Source organism: Fibrivirga algicola (assembly GCF_011742925.1).
GTDB classification, from domain to species: domain Bacteria; phylum Bacteroidota; class Bacteroidia; order Cytophagales; family Spirosomataceae; genus Fibrella; species Fibrella algicola.
The window spans coordinates 292,811-310,050 of sequence record NZ_WAEL01000001.1; the positions used below are offsets into that span (position 1 = coordinate 292,811).

The following is a 17,240-nucleotide window of genomic DNA, read 5'->3' on the forward strand; positions in this document are numbered from 1 at the left end:
ACGAATGGCCCAAAATTTGTAGTCAGCTTCCCGGTAGCGCTTCTGTTGGCCCAAGCTAGGGTAGGATTAATTCGATAAAAAAATATACTCTATAGGTAATGTGGCTTTAGTGGGAATGATACATTTGTAGCAACATCCGTACTTGTAATATATACTTAAATATGCGTCTTCATATAGGGCTTTCACAGCCTCGAAGCCGGAAAGCCGATTTGCTTTCGTCTAGGCTTACTGGTGCGGCCAGTGCCGCGCTTAACCCACCTGCCACGCCGCTGATCACAGTCGATCCATACACCAGCATCTGGTCGTTCGGAGATCAGCTTCACCAACAGCCTACCCGCCACTGGACAGGTCGACCTCATGCGCTCAATGGACTCATCCGAGTCGATGGCCGGGTATTTCGGTTCATGGGGAATCCTACGTTTGTGGGCGATGCAGTGGCCCCGATGGGGCAACGCGACGCGTATATAGCCCGGTACCGGACCGAGTCGCCGGGCTCTGACAGTTGGATGCATCCTGGCTTCGACGACAGCCACTGGCAAACAGGCGAAGCGCCGTTTGGCTCACGCTCTGTTGACCGCACTCACTGGACAAGCCACAACATCTGGGTACGTCGCGAGGTCACTCTCGAACAGATTCCTGAAGGCCGGCTGCTAGTCACGGCTGCGTTCAATGACAATTATGAACTATTTATCAACGGCGAACGGGTGTCTGGGGCCTGCGGTGTGGCTCCCAACCATGAGCTGACTACCATCAATCGGCCAATTGCTGAGTTGCTGCGCCCCGGCCGGAACATAATTGCATTTCACAGCCAGAATTTTGCCGGTCCCGGTTTTGTTGATGTTGGTTTGTTTCAGGAGCAGGTAGTCAACCAAAATCAAGCTACGCAGACAGCCCGCTCTATATCGGCCACTCAGTCGACCTATACGTTTGAGGCGGCAGGGGTAGAGTTGACTGTCGCTTTTACGGCCCCGCTACTGCTGACCAACCTCGATGTGTTGTCGCGTCCGGTGCAGTACATCACCTATAGCATCCGGTCGGTCGACGGGCAGGCTCATCAGGTTGAACTGTATCAGGATGCCGCCTCCGACGTAGCTATCGATGCCCCCGGCCAGCCAGTCACCTGGCGTCGTGGCCGCACCGAGGCGGGCCGTTCGGGCAACCAACCCGTGTTGAACTGGATGCGCGTGGGCACAGCTGAACAGGCTATTTTGGGCAAAAAAGGTGATAATACGCGCATCGACTGGGGCTTCCTCTACGTGGCAGCTCCGGCTACAACCGATGGTGACGACCTGGTAACCAGCCATCGGATCAGCACATTGGCAGGTGCTATGAACCAGTTTGAGCGCGAAGGGAGAGTATCAGACATTCGTGATGGTGGCCGGCCTTCGCTTATCACCGACAATACGGTCGTGCTGGCTACCTCATTCAATTTAGGCACGGTCTCGACAACTGCAGTTGAACGGCATTTATTGGTGGGGTACGATGATATAAAATCGATCGAATACTTTGGAAAACCACTCAATGCCTGGTGGCGGCGCTACGGCAACACCACGTTTGAGCAGGCGCTGCAGGATGCCGAAGCGGACTATCAAACCCTGATGACGAGCTGCACAGACTTTGATCAGCAACTGCAGGCCGATGCGCTTCAGGCAGGTGGTGCTACCTACGCTGATTTATGTGTATTAGCTTACCGACAAGCCATTTCGGCGCACAAACTGGTAGCTAGCCCCGGCGGTCTAACGGCGACGCAACCACTCTTTTTCTCGAAAGAGAATTTTTCCAACGGGTCTATCGGAACCGTCGACGTAACGTACCCATCGGCTCCGCTCTTCCTAAAATACAACCCCACTCTGCTGAAAGGCATGATGGAGCCTATTTTCGAGTATTCGGAAAGTGGCCGCTGGACCAAGCCATTTGCCGCGCACGACGTAGGTACGTATCCCGTGGCCAACGGGCAAACCTACCACGAAGACATGCCCGTGGAGGAATGCGGTAATATGCTGATTCTGACGGCCGCGCTGGCGCACGTGGAAGGTAACGCCAACTACGCCCGCCGCCACTGGACCGTGCTGACCACCTGGGTAACGTACCTGAAGGAACACGGTTTCGACCCAACGAACCAACTCTGCACCGACGATTTTGCTGGTCACCTGGCGCGCAATGCCAACCTCAGCATCAAGGCCATTATGGGTATTGCCAGCTACGGCTACCTGGCCGGGAAAATGGGCGATAAGGCTACCGAAGCCGAGTACATTGCGCTGGCCCGCTCGCTGGCCCTTCGCTGGATGGATCTGGCTAAAGACCCGGCTGGCGACCACTACACGCTGGCCTTTGGTGCGCCGGATACATGGAGCCAGAAATACAATCTGGTTTGGGATAAACTGTTGGGCCTGGGTATTTTCCCGCAGGAAGTGGCGCAGCAGGAACTGGCATTCTACCTGACGAAACAGCAGGCGTTTGGCCTGCCTCTCGACAGCCGACGTACCTATACTAAGTCGGACTGGATTGTCTGGACAGCCACGCTCTCCAACGATCCGGCTGAGTTCGAGGCGTTGATCAAGCCCGTCCTACGTTTTGCATCCGAGAGTCCACAACGTGTACCGCTCAACGACTGGCACGAAACCACCAACGGCCACAAAGTTGGCTTTCAGGCGCGGTCGGTTGTAGGCGGGTATTTCATCAAACTGCTGGAGGAGAAAGCAACTGCTTCACCACCTGCAGCACTAATTCCGTAGCCCCCACATTGTTCACTACATAATTCCGGCAAACAGCCCCGGCGCGCTCGCGTTCCGGGGCGTTTGTATATAACCGGGTGAAGGCCTCGGTCAGCTCAGCTGACGAGCGTACCTGAAACGCGCCGCCCTGCTGCACCAGATCAACGGCCTCCTGAAATTTACGGTGGTTGGGCCCGAAGAAAAGAGGCAACCCAAAGGTGGCGGCCTCGAGGCAGTTGTGCAGTCCCTTGCCAAATGCCCCACCAATGTAGGCCATAGTGCCGTACTGGTACAGGGAAGTGAGCATGCCGATGTTGTCGATGATCAAATACCGGGCGTCGGCGACGGGAGGTAACGTACCCAGCGTAGAGAACCGTACCGATGGCGCGGTAAGCTGCGCCCGCCAGCCGTCAATTTCGGCATCGTGAATTTCGTGGGGGGCGATAATCACGCGGAGCGGGTCTGTAAATGCGTTCAACATGGGAATCAGCACGGCCATATCAGCCGCCCATGCGCTGCCAACTACGAGCGTTGGGGTAGCGGCCCCGTTGAAAGCACCTACAAATGCGGCGGCTTCGGGAATGGCCCGCTTGGTGGCCGCTACCTGCGCTACCCGGTCGAAGCGGGTGTCGCCGGCAAGGGTAAGGCGTGTAATGCCCACGCTGGTGAGCAGATCGACCGATTCTTGGTTTTGCACCAGAATATGATCGAAGCAGGTTAGCAGGTTGCGATAAAAACCGCCGTATGGTTTGAAGAAAAGCTGGCCCGGCCGGAAAATGGCCGAGAACGAGATGGTAGGAACTGCCCGGCCTGCCGCCTCAGCGTTGCCTTTTTTCAGGGCCTGCAGGTAATGGTACCAGAATTCGTATTTGATAAAAAAGGCGATCTGCGGACGTACCTGCTGCATCCAGGCATGGGCGTTGGCGGCGGTATCGGCGGGCAGGTATGTAACCACATCGGCCCCGGCGTAGTTTTTACGGACTTCGTAGCCCGACGGCGAAAAAAAAGACAACACAACCTGGTAGGTCGGGTACATTGCCCGAAACGATTCGATCACCGGACGCCCTTGCTCAAACTCACCCAGCGAAGCCGCATGAAACCATGCCACTGGCCGCGTTGGGTCGAGTGGTTTATCAATAAAGGGTTGCCGCCAGTGCCTGCGCCCGTCCACCAGTAAGCGTGCTTTTCGGTTGAAGGGCGCCGCCAGCCTGATCAGGACTGAGTAAAGGAAAATCGAGAGGTTATATAGAAACTGCATTCAGAAATTTTTTTGTTCTCGGATTTCGTGGATTGTCATCCACGACCAGGATATCGGTCATCCCTACGGGGTTCTAGTTCTTCGTGAATTGTCATCTACGGATCATAAATGAAATTTAGTTCACTGAAACAGCCCATTATCAATGCATTGTTACTAGTTCTAGGCTGCGCCAGACAATGTCGCCCATGGTGCGGCACCCGTCGAAACTGGTCACGTTGTAGTGGCGGTTGAGCGAGTCGACCAACTGCGTTACGTTCTCTTCCGGTGCAATCAGGTCGAAACGCATGGCGGCCATCAGGTCACCGATCCGGCTCTGTTCAACGCGAAGCCGCCCAGCCATCAGCGATCGCTCTTCGATCTGGTATTGCCGCACACTTTCGGGTGTCAACACCGTAGTGCCAAGGTCGATAATGGGCTGATTCTGCCGGTAATACTGTGGCATATACACCGACTTTCGCCCCTCGTACGATTGCTGGTCGAAATCGATGGCCCGGATGCGGTAATACACCTCGTCGAAATCGGGGGTGATGTCGATCACGAAATTGCTGGAATGCATGTCGCCCAGTAACCGCACAAAGCAACGCTCGTTGAACTTGACAAACTCCTTGCAGAGGCGGACTGGATTGAGCCCTTCCTCGTTGATGCGCTGCTCGAAAAACATATCGCCCGGAATACCCGCAATGTGTTCTTCAATCAGCGTTTGTCCGCTGGTGAGGTAGCTAATCCGGTTTGGCGACAGAATGTGCTCTAATTCAAGGCCGTAGATACGCGACGCATCAGCATTCTTGATGTAGAAATAATCGAAGTTATCATTCACCAGGTTACGTACCCGCACCCGAAACGGCGATGTGTTGCCGTAACAACACAGATCGACCCGGTCGATGGTAAGGTGCCCCGTCACCGACATATCGCCGTCGGCTTTCAGAATGGCGTAGATCTGTTTTAGTGACCCCAGCATTTCGTTGGCCTCCGACGCCGGGAAGTACACCGTTTCCCAAAGCGTATCCCGGTTACGGTTATCGAAAAGCGCGGCCGAATTGTCGTAGCGCAGCAGATCGGTGTATTGAATGGGTAAGCTATGCTCGCGATTGTACTGCGTCAGGTACGTTCGCAGGGTAGAGCGAATCGGATAAACCAGCTTTTTCCGGGTGATGATGGGCATAATCGACGTGTCGGGCGTATCGGTTTACGTAAAGCGCCCCGTAAATTTACCTTCATGAAACCAATACTCGTCTTTCTGTTGATGATCGGCCTTGTTTCCGGGGCGCAGGCACAGCAGCTATCGCCCGTCAATGTGGTGCAGCGGCAGTTAGATGCCTACAACGCCCAAGACCTGTCGGCGTTTGTAGCCACTTATTCAGATAGCATCGAAATTTTTCGCTTTCCTGGAAAGCTGATGATGGCGGGAAAGCCCGCTTTGGAAAAATCGTATGGTGAGCTGTTCCGGAGGTTTCCCAACAACCGAGCCACTGTGTCGAGTCGGATTGTGCAGGGAAATCACGTCATCGATCAGGAAAAAGTAACCGGCCGTGGTCCCGCTGAGGGGCAGGCTACGGCGATCTACGAAGTAAAAGAAGGGCTGATTCGTCGGGTCTGGTTTATCAATTAAGTGTATGCTGGAAACGCCCCGACTAACGCTCATTCCGCTGACCCTCGACCAGGTACATCTGCACATCGCTGGTGGTACCTTGCTGGAAGAGGCTATGGGTGTACTGCCCGGCCACCGCGAGGTGACAGAACCGTTGCTCAGTATTATTCGGGCGTTTACCATTCCGTTTTTGCAGGACCCATCGCGCCAATTCCTGTACGATACAATTTGGGTGGCCCTCGACCGTAACCTGAACCAGTTTGTGGCCGATACGAAGTTCAAAGGAGCACCCGACGATGAGCAGACCGTTGAGATTGGCTACGGCACGTACCCAGCCTTTCAGCGTCGCGGCTATATGACCGAAATTGTGGGGAGCATGACCGCCTGGGCACTCGCTCAGCCGGGTGTTGACCGTGTCACCGCTGAAACGACCCTGACCAACGCTGCCTCGCAGGCCGTACTGCTGGCGAACAACTTCGCGCCCTTCGAGCAGGATGATTACGTTCGGTGGTGGGAACGGCTCGCTACTGACTAGTATATACCAAAGTATGGACAATGACCTGCTGCTTTGTCTGCTGATCACCATCTCCCTCATCGTACTACACTGTTCACTATCCAGTTAAGCCAATGCATTACCTCTTTCTTGTCCTTGCTTTTCTAACGGGCATCGCTATTTCCATTCAGGCTGGTGTAAACTCGAACCTGCGGCTGGCCCTGAATAATCCGCTGATGGCTTCGCTTATCTCCTTTGGTACGGGCTTCATTACGCTGCTGATCGTGCACCTGACCACCAGCGGGGCCGTGCCGCCAATGGCCACGTTACGCTCACTATCGTGGTGGAAATGGACCGGTGGCGTAATTGGGGCCGTTTATGTAACCACCGTGATCCTGTCGGTACCGCGCATTGGCACTGCCAACCTCGTAAGCCTAAGCGTAGCGGGGCAACTGCTGGCTGCCGTAGTGCTCGATCACTACGGCCTGTTAGGCTTTACCCAGCACCCGGCCAACGTCTGGCGTTTATTGGGCATCGGGCTTATTCTGGCCGGGGTTTGGCTGGTAGTGAAAAACTGAATTTCAGTGTTTGACGTTTATATATAGACAGATTCACATTGAAATCCATGAAACTCATCCTCAGTAGCCTAACGGCAGTTGCTATAGTTATTTCACTGGCTTGCCAGACCAATACATCCGCCCAGCAAACAGATGCCCTGTATGAGCAGGGGCAGACACCCCCCGGTGGTAAGCGGGTGGTAAAAACGAATGCTGAGTGGAAAAAAATCCTGACGCCCGATCAGTACGCTGTGCTGCGCGAGCACGGCACCGAGCGTGCCGGCACCAGCCCGTTGCTGAACGTGCATGAAGAAGGGACTTTCTACTGCGCTGCCTGTAAGAACCCGTTGTTCGCCGAGAAAGCCAAGTTCGAATCCGGCACCGGCTGGCCTAGCTTCTTCGAGCCAATCTCGAAAAACGCGGTCAAAGTAGCCAAAGACAACAGTTACGGCATGGAGCGTGATGAAGTGGTGTGTTCCGTTTGTGATGGCCACCTAGGTCACGTGTTCAACGACGGACCCAAGCCAACCGGCCTGCGTTACTGCATGAACGGTGTCGCCATGACGTTTCAGAAGAAATAAGTTTTAGGTTTCATGGTTTAGGCCGCATTGCCAGTGCCTTACTCATAAGGAGTAGCGAAGCCTGAAACTTAAAGAAAGCCCCCGACTTCAACCAGTTGAAGTCGGGGGCTTTTTACTAAAATAGGCCTTCATTGCGTTATCTTTGCTCATCACTGGCTGCTCATTGGGTAGCCATTAAGCCCTATTAGTACCAACCGTTGATGTATGAGTGAAGAAATAAACCGACTTCGGTCGGTTCGGCACGCGTTTGGCGAATTTCGGCGACGGATACGTACCCGGCGAAAACAGCTGGGAGGTCATGTTGTTCGCATCGTTGGCGAAGAGCGCGTAGAAACATGGAGAGATAAATTGATGGCCCGTCGCGAACAGTTCCGGGCTTTTGTTCATCAATACATCGATCCCGACAGCTGGTATTACCCTTACGCACGTGGTCTGGCCAAATACAGCTTATACCTCCTGTTTTTCCTGATCGGGTATGTGTTTGTGCTGCAAACCAATTTCCTGTACCTCACCGGTGCCATGCCAACGGTTGAGGAGATCCGGAATCCCAAGCTGAGTCAGGCGTCGGAAATTTACTCGCTCGACGGGCAGATGATCGCCAAGTTTTATGCTGAGAACCGGACGCCTATCGAGTACAAAAACATTCCGAAGCACCTGACACAGGCCCTTATTGCTACGGAAGATGCTCGTTTTTATGATCATGGCGGCATCGATCCCCGCGCTATTGGCCGGGCGGTGTTTAGTCTTGGCCGCGATGGTGGTGGCTCAACGATCACGCAGCAACTGGCCAAAAACCTGTTTAAGACCCGTCGGCGTACCCGCGATGGCGTGCTGAACCGGGTTCCGTTTCTGCGGAAGATCGTATACAAGTCGAAAGAATGGTTGATGGCCCTGACCCTCGAGCGGAATTTTACCAAAGAGGAAATCCTGACCTATTATTTTAATACGGTCGATTTCGGCCAGAACTCATTCGGTTTGAAAACAGCCGCCCGCACATTTTTCAACAAGGCTCCCGACAGTCTTAACATCCAGGAGGGGGCGGTGCTGGTTGGGTTGCAAAAAGCAACTACGAGCTACAACCCACTTCGCAATCCCAAAAATTCGCTGACCCGGCGCAATGTCGTGCTGGGGCAGATGGCCAAGTACAAGTTTCTGTCTAAATCGGCCGCTGACTCGATCAGTGAATTGCCGTTGAAAACCGATTACACGCCCGAGAATCCGTATGCCGGCCCGGCCAGTTACCTCAAAAATGCGGTAGTTGAATTCGTTACGGAATGGTCGGAGCGCAACGAGAACGGCTATAACCTGTATACCGACGGTCTGAAAATATACACGACCATCGACTCCCGGATGCAGCAATATGCCGAGGATGCGGTGAAGGAGCGGATGAAGAAGCTTCAGAAGACCTTCAACAATCACTGGAGCGGCCGCAACCCATGGACCGATGAAAACGGTGACGAGTTGCCCGGTTTTATTGACTCTGTTGCCCGCCGTACCGAGCGGTATAAAGGGCTGGTGAAGCGATTCCAGCTCTACCCCGACTCGGTTACGTATTATATGAAGGTCAAAAAGCAGCGCATGAAAGTCTTCGACTGGGATGGACCCCGTTGGACCAACATGACGCCGTACGACTCCATTGCTTATTACAAGAAGTTCCTGCAAGCGGGCATGGTAGCTATGGACCCCCATTCGGGCCATATCCGCGCCTGGGTAGGTGGCCTCGACTATGATTATTTTAAGTATGATCACGTCAAACAGGGTCGTCGCCAGCCGGGGTCAACATTCAAACCCTTCGTATACGCCACCGCCATCGACGATACGGCGTTCAATATGACGCCCTGCGACCGGATTCGCGACCAGCCATTTCGGAAGCCGTACCGCGAAAATGGCGAGGAGAAAGTGTGGGAGCCTAAAAACTCCGGCGGTGGCTTCTCGTACTCGAACATGACACTCCGGCGTGCGCTGGCGCGTTCTGTTAACTCCATTACCGCCCAGTTGACCGATATGGTTGGGCCGGAGCGCGTGGTTGAATACGCCCACCGGCTGGGCATTACCAGCAAATTGGCGGCTGTACCGTCGGTAGGGCTAGGTTCGTCAGATGTGTCGCTTTATGAGTTGGTAGCGTCGTACTGTTCATTTGTCAACGAAGGGCAGTATACTAAACCAATGATTGTACAACGCATTGAAGACCGGACCGGCACTGAGATCGAGTCGTTCAAACAGGAGCGCCGGCCGGCCATCAGCCCGGAATCGGCCTACCTGATGCTGTATATGCTACAGGGCGGTTTGCAGGAGCGGGGTGGTACCTCGCAAAACCTGTGGTCGTTCGATCTCTTCAAACATAACCACCAGATGGGCGGCAAAACCGGGACTACCTCGAACAACTCAGACGGCTGGTTTGTGGGTGTTTCTGACAAGCTGGTTGTTGGTGCCTGGGTCGGCGGCGACGACCGCAGTATTCACTTCCGGTCTACCGATCTGGGCGAGGGAGCCAAAACGGCCCTTCCGCTGGTAGGCGGCTTCCTGGAAAAGGTATACGCTGATCCGCGTTTCCGAAATTTGCAGGGACCATTTCCTAAAGCAACTGTCGACATCCAGAAGCAGTATCAGGATTGCGCCTACGAATATGACGGCTCTGAAGAGGACGTACCTGCCGATTCAACGGGCGCTGGCGGCGACGGAACCGATTCGCTATTTGTACCGCCGCCCGTTATCGTTCCCGAACCGGCCGATACAACCGGAATCCGAAGACCGTAGGGTAGAGGTTTATTGAACGGGCTTGCTGTTTGGCGTTTACTGTGTTGAGGGGTAGAGTATGCCATCTCGACGTATAAACGCCAACTAGTAAGCCCGTTTTTTTATGGAAAGCCCACAAAGTGATTCTAACGATCTCCGTAACGTACCTACGGGGATGGAAAACGACCCCAACGCCGATGAGCAGGTGATAGATCAGACGGGAGACTATACGACCAACGTACCTGAAGACGTAAACCCGTCGGGCCTGGAAAAACCTACGGCTGAAGAAGGTACTGAACCGCTCGACGACCTGGCCAATGCCCTGGCTTATGCGCTGGATGGTAGTGGTACGGGTATCGCTGGTGCTCCGCCGGTAGCCCCGTCAGTCGGTGAGCCGCAAAAAGTAACTACTCAGGGGACCACCGGAGCCGGACCTGACGATGAAGAAGCTGATCTGGCCGACAAGCTGGATTAAGCCAGCGAGGGACGAATAGCCGATTGCTGGCTGAAAACACGTTGGCGAACCCGTTCAATAGGTTCGCCGACCAGCCGGTTTATGGTGTACGCGATCGCTAGGGCGATCGCCAGGGTATATAGGTTACTGTACGCTCCACCGATAGCGTAGGCGGACAGCGTTTCCCAAACCAGAAAATGAACGATGTATAGCGGATACGATAAGTCGCCGATCCGGTTGTCGAAGTGACTGTTCTTCGTATACGCAAACAGAAATGGTAAGCTTACACCGATTGTCAGGCGGTAAAGCGCCGACGAAATTCCGTCTGGACACCCAAGGTCCGTGAGCCACTGATGGAATAGCCCGAAGAAAAGCGTATACATTAGCACAACCAGCGCCGAAAGCGGGTAAAGCCAGCTGGGAAGTTTGCTGGTTTTGAGCTGCCTATACCCTTTATACGCTAAGACCCCGCCAACAAAATAAAGCAGTTCCGACGGGAAGAACCGGTAACTCCAGGCCATGCTGTATAAGTGGCCATAGTGCCGCAGCACATACCGAATGCCTATCGACACAAGCATGATTGACAACAATACCCATGTTCGGCGGCGGACGATAAACGGAGCGACCATGTAAAACATGAGTTCCAGGCTGACTGTCCAGGCGGGCTGCACAATCAGAAAACTGTTGAGATTGAGTCCTGACTGCGTGAAGTTGCTGGTGAAGACCAACGTACCTGCTTCGGGGTCGATAGTTAGAAAGCTGAGCCAGTCCTGCCCGATAAGGGTCAGGTTAGTTACGATAAGGTACGCACTTGTCCACGGAGACAACTGATCGGACGAGTCGCGTAGGGCGCGGAAAAATTCGAGTTTCGGTTCGCCGAGCGTAGCTACCATGACGATAGCTGTAAGTAGGGTCAGGCTGAAAACGACGTAATAGATGGGAAGCAGCCGAAGAATCCGATTGATAATAAATAGCCGGTACGGGTGACACTGATGAACATACTTCTCGTTCAGAATCAGGGCCATATAAAAGCCTGAAATGATGTAGAAGGTCTGTACGGCAAGGCTACCGCCCATCGTAGGAAAGGCGGGTAGCGGTCCTGCATGAACGAAGATGACCATCGCTGCCAGTAAGATCCTGAGCAGTCCCATAACGTACCATAGTTATTCGTAATGGTCGCTAATATATTCACTTAACTTAGTTGGTAATCTTATTTCAGTGCATCCGGTCAATCGTTTGCTAAAAAGACCGAGCACGTAGATCGGGGTGTCTCAGGCCCGCGTTGCACCGCGGCCATTGCGCACTTACACGGTGGCCGGACGTACCCGGGAATGTTGCTCGAACACCCGCCTACGCAATTGTTCAATGCGGTCGCCTACCAGTCTGGTCAACAAATAGGCACCGGCCAAGGCGATCACCAGTGTGTAGAGATTGATGTAGTCGCCGCCAATGTTCCAGGTTCGTAGAATCTCCCAGATCAGAAAGTGCAGGATATACAGCGGATATGACAACTCGCCGATTTTAGCATCGAGCCGATTCTGCTTCGTGTAGAGGAACACAAACGGAAGCGTGATAATGATGGTGAGCCGATACAACGCCGATGATACTCCACCGGGTAAGCCCAAGTCGACTAGCTGGTTGTGAACCAAGCCAAAAAAGAAGGTGTAAAGCAACGTTATAATCAGGGCTAGCTGATAAATCCAGGCGGGTACGTTGCTGACATTGAGGCGTCTGTATACCTTGTAAGAGAGGGCACCGGCCACAAAGTACATCAGTTCTGAGGGAAAAAACCGGTAACTCCAGGCCATGCTGTCGAAATTGGCATACCGGCGGAGGGCAAACCGAATTCCGGCCGATAAGAGAATGACTAGTAGCAGCACCCAGGTTCGGCGGCGAACGATCAGCGGGGCCACAATGTAGAACGTAATCTCAAGGCCAACCGTCCAGGCGGGGCGCACCAGGAGCAAACGGGTGAGGTCTACGGGGGCCTGGTTGAAATCACTGCTGAAAACCAACGTACCTGTAGCCGGATTTACCGACAGGAAGCTGAGCCAATCCTGCCCAATGAGGGTAACGTTGGTGAAGGCCACCAGCGCCAGGGTCGAGGCCGACAGATGAGGATAATGCTTGCGCAGGGCTTGAAATGACTCCAGTTCAGCCTGCCCCAAGGTGACTACCATGATGAGGGCCGTGAGCAAGGTGAGGCCAACCACCACGTAGTAGAGCGGCAGCAAACGAAGTACCCGGTTAGTCAGGAAGAGCCGGTACGCATCGGGCTGGGTAACGTATTTTTCGTTCAGGATCAGGGCCATATAAAACCCCGAGATGATGTAAAACGTTTGAACGGCTAAACTGCCCCCCATAGTCGGGAAGCTGGTAAGCGGTCCTGCATGAACGAAGACGACCATCGCCGCCAGTAGTAATTTTAACAAGCCCATACGCAAAGCTACTCGCCGTAGGGCCTCGCTGTATAGCCGTGCCGTCTCAACTTAGGCAACTTCTTTGTACTGCATGCGGTACAGGTTGGCGTAAAACCCTTCCTGTTGCAGCAATTGTTCGTGGGTGCCTTGCTCTTTGATCTCGCCCTTATCGACCACAATGATCTGATCGGCTTTCTGAATAGTGCTCAGTCTGTGCGCGATAACGATAGCCGTCCGGCCACGCATTAGCTTACTGATCGCCTCCTGAATCATCTCTTCCGTTTCCGTATCGACCGATGAGGTAGCTTCGTCGAGCACGATAATGCGCGGGTTCTGCACCATAGCCCGCACAAAGGAGATAAGCTGCCGTTGCCCTACCGAGAGAGTAGCACCGCGTTCCTGCACGTTATAGTCGTAATCGCCGGGGAGCCGCATAATGAACTCATGAACGCCCACCAGTTTGGCGGCTTCCACAATCTGCGCCCTGGTAATGGAGGGGTCGCCCAGCGTAATGTTGTTTTCGATGGTGTCTGAAAACAGGAACACATCCTGCAATACCACGCCGATCTGCCGACGCAGGGCCGCCAGTTCGTAGTCGTGTACATCCCGGCCATCGATGGTGATCCGGCCCTGGTTGATGTCGTAGAAACGACTTAGCAGATTGATGATCGACGATTTGCCAGCACCGGTTGCGCCCACGAAGGCTACCGTTTCGCCGGTACGTACCTCAAACGAAATGTCTTTCAGCACGTAGTTCTCGTCGTTGTAAGCAAACCAGACATTCTGAAACGACACGTCGCCACTGAGTTTGGCGGGGGCATAGTCGCCGTCATTTACGGTATAGTCGTCGCTATCGAGCAGGGTCAAAATCCGGTCGGCGCTCACGATGCCCATTTGCAGGGTATTGAACCGGTCGGCCAGCATCCGGATGGGGCGGAAAAACAGGTTGATGAACATCACGAAAGCCGTGACGGTACCAAACGTAACCTGCTCGTTCAGAATCTCGCGGGCGCCATACCAGACCACCAGACCCGTACCCGCCGCCGCCAGAATATCGGCAACGGGGAAATAAATGGAGTAATACCAGATAGACCGGATATTGGCCTTGCGGTGTACGTCGTTGATCTCCCGGAACTTCTCGGCCTCGATGCGTTCGCTGTTGAAGATCTGCACGATGTTCATGCCGGTGATATGCTCTTGCACAAACGCGTTGAGGTTAGCCACCGCCGTACGAACCTCATTGAACGAAGCCTTAATTTTTTCCTTGAAGATGTAGGTACTCAATAACATTAGCGGCACCATCGACAGGCTGATGCTGGCCAGCCGCCAGTCGGTGTAAAACATTACGCCGATGATGAGGATGAGCTGAAGAATATCGCCCGCTATGGCCGCCATGCCTTCGGTAAAGACATCCGCCAGCGTCTCGATATCCGAAATGGTGCGGGTTACCAGTCGGCCAATAGGGGTGTTGTCGAAGAATTTCAGTCGTAGCCCCAGAATTTTGTTGTACAACTGCACCCGAATGTCCCGAATCACGTGTTGACCCATCCAGCCAGAGAGGTACGCGTTGGCAAACTGAATAAATGCCTGTACTACCAGTACGCCGACCATCAGGCTTAGCATGGCGGTTAGCCCCCAGTAGTCGGCGCTGGCAATCTGGGTATCAATCGTGCGTCTGATAAGCAGCGGCGTAACCGGAGCCAGGAGGGCGCCCAGCAGAATAACGCCCACCAACAAATAAAAACGGCCCTGATAGGGTCGCACAAAGGCATAGAGTCGTTTTAGGATCGCTATATCAAACAGGCGTCCGGCCGGGGGGGCGGCGGCTGGTGCTCCGGTTACCGGCGCTCCGGCGGTCGGCGTCCCGGGGCTCTTCTTTTCGTCGCTCACTGGAAAAATATTTCGACACAACAGTTCGTTCGTCTCACCACTAACAGCAATATTGAGTTATCAAGTTCAGGAAACTAACTCTCCTGTGTGATCATGATAGACTGGATATTGAGCGCCTGTGTAGGGCTAGGCCTGGCGGCCTGTTGCGGATTTAGAATATTTGTGCCCTTGCTGGTGGCTGCTCTGGGTACAAAACTTGGCCTGATTGGTACCATGCCGGGCTATGAATTTATTAGTAGCTGGCCCGCCATTATTGGGTTGTCAATTGCCACCGCCTTTGAACTGGGGGCCTACTACATTCCCTGGCTCGACAACATGCTCGACACCATTGCCATGCCCGTGGCCATTGTGGCAGGCACGTTCCTGTCGACCTCGTTTATACACATAAACGATGAAATGACCCGGTGGGCCATGAGTCTCATGCTGGGCGGCGGTGCGGCGGGTATTGTACAGGCCGGCACCAGTTTGCTGCGTTTAGGTTCAGTAACAACCACGGGCGGGCTGGCAAACCCCATTGTGGCTACAGGCGAAAACGCAGCCTCACTTGGGCTGTCGATCCTGACGGTGTTGCTTCCCCTTTTCACGTTTGCCCTTATTGTCTGTCTGCTCATCTTCTTGGTTGTGCGATTACTGGCGCGGCGGCGGCTTCGTTTTACACAGGTTACTCCACCTAAAGAGCCAGGGAACCCGCTCGACCAGTTTCCGCGAAACAGCAATGGTCGGCACTAGTTGATGGCTGACGCTAAGTTTTCGTAACCTTTACATAGACCCGGGGTTATTGGCTGGAGTAAATAACCAACAGGTATGGAAGATAAACCAAACGAATACGAACCCGGAATCGACCAGAATCAGGGTGTGGTGGGCACAATGGCCCGGAATCAGCAGCATGGCGATACGGAAGCCGAAGGCACTCAACAGGTAAATTTAGATCCAAATCTAGTGACCAACGAAGCCCAGAATGACGGTGACGGCGAGGGAGCAGAACCCGATACAGATGGCCTTGGAGAGCGAAAATGGGTCAATGATGAGGGTGTAGATTGATGGATCAAATTGTAATTTTCCCTGATCCGCTAAATCAATTTAATTGAGTCGCTTGATCGGCTATAGCAGGTTGAAAAGTAGCTTAAACTCGTTCTAAGGCCAATAAAATTGGGTTTTTCCGAGACTTAGTTACTTGGCCATTGGATAATTCGCAGAGCAACTACTAGGAGCTGGGGTCAAAATTAAGTATTTTTGCAGTCTGTCATTTTTGCATTATATCGGCTACCGGTAGTTGCTCAAATGCTTTAGATTGTCAACAAATACGATTCATTTTGATAAAAACCGTAGGATTCTCTGCTCTGATAACACTCGCCGGACCGGCCAGTGTTTCCGTGCTGGCCGTCCCGAGCAAGCTCGCCGACTCCAGCCGACAGTCCGATAACCCGGTGGCGATTTCCAGTCGATTAAATACGCCCCTCCAACTGAACGCCGACACAACCCGTCGGTTCGTTCCCATCTATTTTTGCGGCGAGGCCGTGCCTATTGATAATTCGTATGTGTCTCGTCAGTGGATGCGTACGTTGATGCAGTGCCAGTCGCAACGTGAGGAGTTGTACATCATCCGGAAACGAGCAGCTGTATTCTTTCCTATTATTGACCCCATTCTCCGTAAGTTCAATATCCCGTCCGATTTTCGGTACATCCCATTAGCCGAGAGTGCGCTGGTCAATGATTGTGTGTCGCCAAAAGGAGCATCAGGCTATTGGCAGATGATGCCGCAGACAGCCCGTGAGCTCGGGTTGATCGTTAACGGGGATATCGACGAGCGGTATGATTTAACCAAATCAACGGTTGCCGTTTGCCACCTGCTGCGCGATCTGTATCAGGAACTGGGGTCCTGGGCGTTAGTAGCTGCCGCCTACAATGCCGGACTGGGTCACGTGCAGCGGAGTATGGTTCAGCAACGCGAAAACAATTATTTCAGCCTGAAGCTCTATCGCGAAACCGGCACCTACCTGTACCGCGTGCTTGCCTATAAAGAGCTGCTGACAAATCCTCAACAATATAAGATGCTGCTTTCGAGCGACGTGATCGGGTATTTGACCCGCCCGTTGCCCGCTAAACTAAGGGCGTTACCCGGCACGAAAAATTCGTCGGTTGTAGGTATCGGTGAAGAAAACGAACTGGCCAGTATCGACCAGATCGACCCGGCTTGGGGCCCGCGCACCGGCGAATCGTTCCTAAACGCACCGTCACTGGCCGAGATCTTACTGGCCGCGGCGAGCTATGCCAGTATCGATCCAATTACCGGGTCTACTGACCTGACGCGCGAGCAGAAAGGCCAGCCTGTGCCAAAACTGCTGGGGTTGATGGTGCTTCGATTCCGTCGTCCCCGTTTCCTGCGCCAAACACCCGGAACAGGCCGTCGCCCCCGCCACCGGTGGGAGTGGGTGTAAACTGTTTATAGGTCGTTATAAAGAGAGAGGTTTGACCTTTAGGGTTTGCTGTTTCGCTGCTCAATAACCAATTGGTTGTTTAGTCGCACAACTTCAAACGCTAAACGTCAA

The 17,240-nt window shown here is 53.6% G+C and carries 15 protein-coding genes; 10 read left to right on the plus strand and 5 right to left on the minus strand.

Annotation, left to right across the window (positions count from 1 at the left end):
* The first annotated feature begins 161 nt into the window (after positions 1-161).
* Positions 162-2,735, plus strand: coding sequence for a glutaminase family protein (locus F7231_RS01160; protein ID WP_166690614.1), 2,574 nt, complete (start codon positions 162-164; stop codon positions 2,733-2,735).
* On the opposite strand, the gene F7231_RS01165 is transcribed toward F7231_RS01160, so the two are convergent.
* Together F7231_RS01165 and F7231_RS01170 are read right to left on the minus strand one after the other, a co-directional pair.
* Positions 2,680-3,972: a 3-deoxy-D-manno-octulosonic acid transferase gene (locus F7231_RS01165; protein ID WP_166690615.1), complete on the minus strand. Its 1,293-nt coding sequence runs from the start codon at positions 3,970-3,972 to the stop codon at positions 2,680-2,682. The two genes, F7231_RS01160 and F7231_RS01165, sit on opposite strands and share 56 nt — an antisense overlap.
* 139 nt (positions 3,973-4,111) lie before the next feature.
* Positions 4,112-5,134 carry a hypothetical protein gene (locus F7231_RS01170; RefSeq protein WP_166690616.1) on the minus strand — a complete coding sequence of 341 codons (1,023 nt, stop codon included), beginning with the start codon at positions 5,132-5,134 and terminating at the stop codon, positions 4,112-4,114.
* A 54-nt stretch (positions 5,135-5,188) separates the two neighbouring features.
* Between F7231_RS01170 and F7231_RS01175 the strand changes: the two genes are divergently transcribed.
* The 6 genes from F7231_RS01175 to F7231_RS01200 all read left to right on the plus strand — a co-directional run bounded on the left by F7231_RS01175 (position 5,189) and on the right by F7231_RS01200 (position 10,402).
* Positions 5,189-5,581, plus strand: a complete 393-nt coding sequence (locus F7231_RS01175) for a nuclear transport factor 2 family protein (protein WP_166690617.1) — start codon at positions 5,189-5,191, stop codon at positions 5,579-5,581.
* Positions 5,582-5,585: 4 nt separating this feature from the next.
* Positions 5,586-6,095 (plus strand): GNAT family N-acetyltransferase, encoded by a 510-nt coding sequence (locus F7231_RS01180; RefSeq protein ID WP_166690618.1) that lies wholly within the window; start codon positions 5,586-5,588, stop codon positions 6,093-6,095.
* 92 nt (positions 6,096-6,187) lie between these two features.
* Positions 6,188-6,631 (plus strand): DMT family transporter, encoded by a 444-nt coding sequence (locus tag F7231_RS01185; protein ID WP_085410423.1) that lies wholly within the window; start codon positions 6,188-6,190, stop codon positions 6,629-6,631.
* A gap of 47 nt (positions 6,632-6,678) precedes the next feature.
* Positions 6,679-7,191 carry a peptide-methionine (R)-S-oxide reductase MsrB gene (gene msrB / locus F7231_RS01190; RefSeq protein ID WP_166690619.1) on the plus strand — a complete coding sequence of 171 codons (513 nt, stop codon included), beginning with the start codon at positions 6,679-6,681 and terminating at the stop codon, positions 7,189-7,191.
* Between the two features lie 204 nt (positions 7,192-7,395).
* Positions 7,396-9,948: a penicillin-binding protein 1A gene (locus tag F7231_RS01195; protein WP_166690620.1), complete on the plus strand. Its 2,553-nt coding sequence runs from the start codon at positions 7,396-7,398 to the stop codon at positions 9,946-9,948.
* A 103-nt stretch (positions 9,949-10,051) separates the two neighbouring features.
* Positions 10,052-10,402: a hypothetical protein gene (locus tag F7231_RS01200; protein WP_166690621.1), complete on the plus strand. Its 351-nt coding sequence runs from the start codon at positions 10,052-10,054 to the stop codon at positions 10,400-10,402.
* On the opposite strand, the gene F7231_RS01205 is transcribed toward F7231_RS01200, so the two are convergent.
* The 3 genes from F7231_RS01205 to F7231_RS01215 form a co-directional block, all read right to left on the minus strand.
* Positions 10,399-11,532 carry an acyltransferase family protein gene (locus F7231_RS01205; protein ID WP_166690622.1) on the minus strand — a complete coding sequence of 378 codons (1,134 nt, stop codon included), beginning with the start codon at positions 11,530-11,532 and terminating at the stop codon, positions 10,399-10,401. The genes F7231_RS01200 and F7231_RS01205 overlap by 4 nt on opposite strands.
* 153 nt (positions 11,533-11,685) lie before the next feature.
* On the minus strand, positions 11,686-12,819 hold the full coding sequence (locus F7231_RS01210; protein ID WP_166690623.1) for an acyltransferase family protein: 1,134 nt from the start codon (positions 12,817-12,819) through the stop codon (positions 11,686-11,688).
* 51 nt (positions 12,820-12,870) lie between these two features.
* On the minus strand, positions 12,871-14,604 hold the full coding sequence (locus F7231_RS01215; protein WP_229369596.1) for an ABC transporter ATP-binding protein: 1,734 nt from the start codon (positions 14,602-14,604) through the stop codon (positions 12,871-12,873).
* Positions 14,605-14,784: 180 nt separating this feature from the next.
* Between F7231_RS01215 and F7231_RS01220 the strand changes: the two genes are divergently transcribed.
* From F7231_RS01220 to F7231_RS01230, 3 genes are all read left to right on the plus strand, one after another.
* Positions 14,785-15,420 (plus strand): DUF4126 domain-containing protein, encoded by a 636-nt coding sequence (locus tag F7231_RS01220; protein ID WP_166690625.1) that lies wholly within the window; start codon positions 14,785-14,787, stop codon positions 15,418-15,420.
* Between the two features lie 75 nt (positions 15,421-15,495).
* Positions 15,496-15,732 (plus strand): hypothetical protein, encoded by a 237-nt coding sequence (locus F7231_RS01225; RefSeq protein ID WP_166690626.1) that lies wholly within the window; start codon positions 15,496-15,498, stop codon positions 15,730-15,732.
* A gap of 272 nt (positions 15,733-16,004) precedes the next feature.
* The gene (locus tag F7231_RS01230; protein ID WP_085410417.1) at positions 16,005-17,129 is read left to right on the plus strand and encodes a lytic transglycosylase domain-containing protein; all 1,125 of its coding nucleotides are present in this window, start codon (positions 16,005-16,007) and stop codon (positions 17,127-17,129) included.
* Positions 17,130-17,240: the final 111 nt, after the last annotated feature.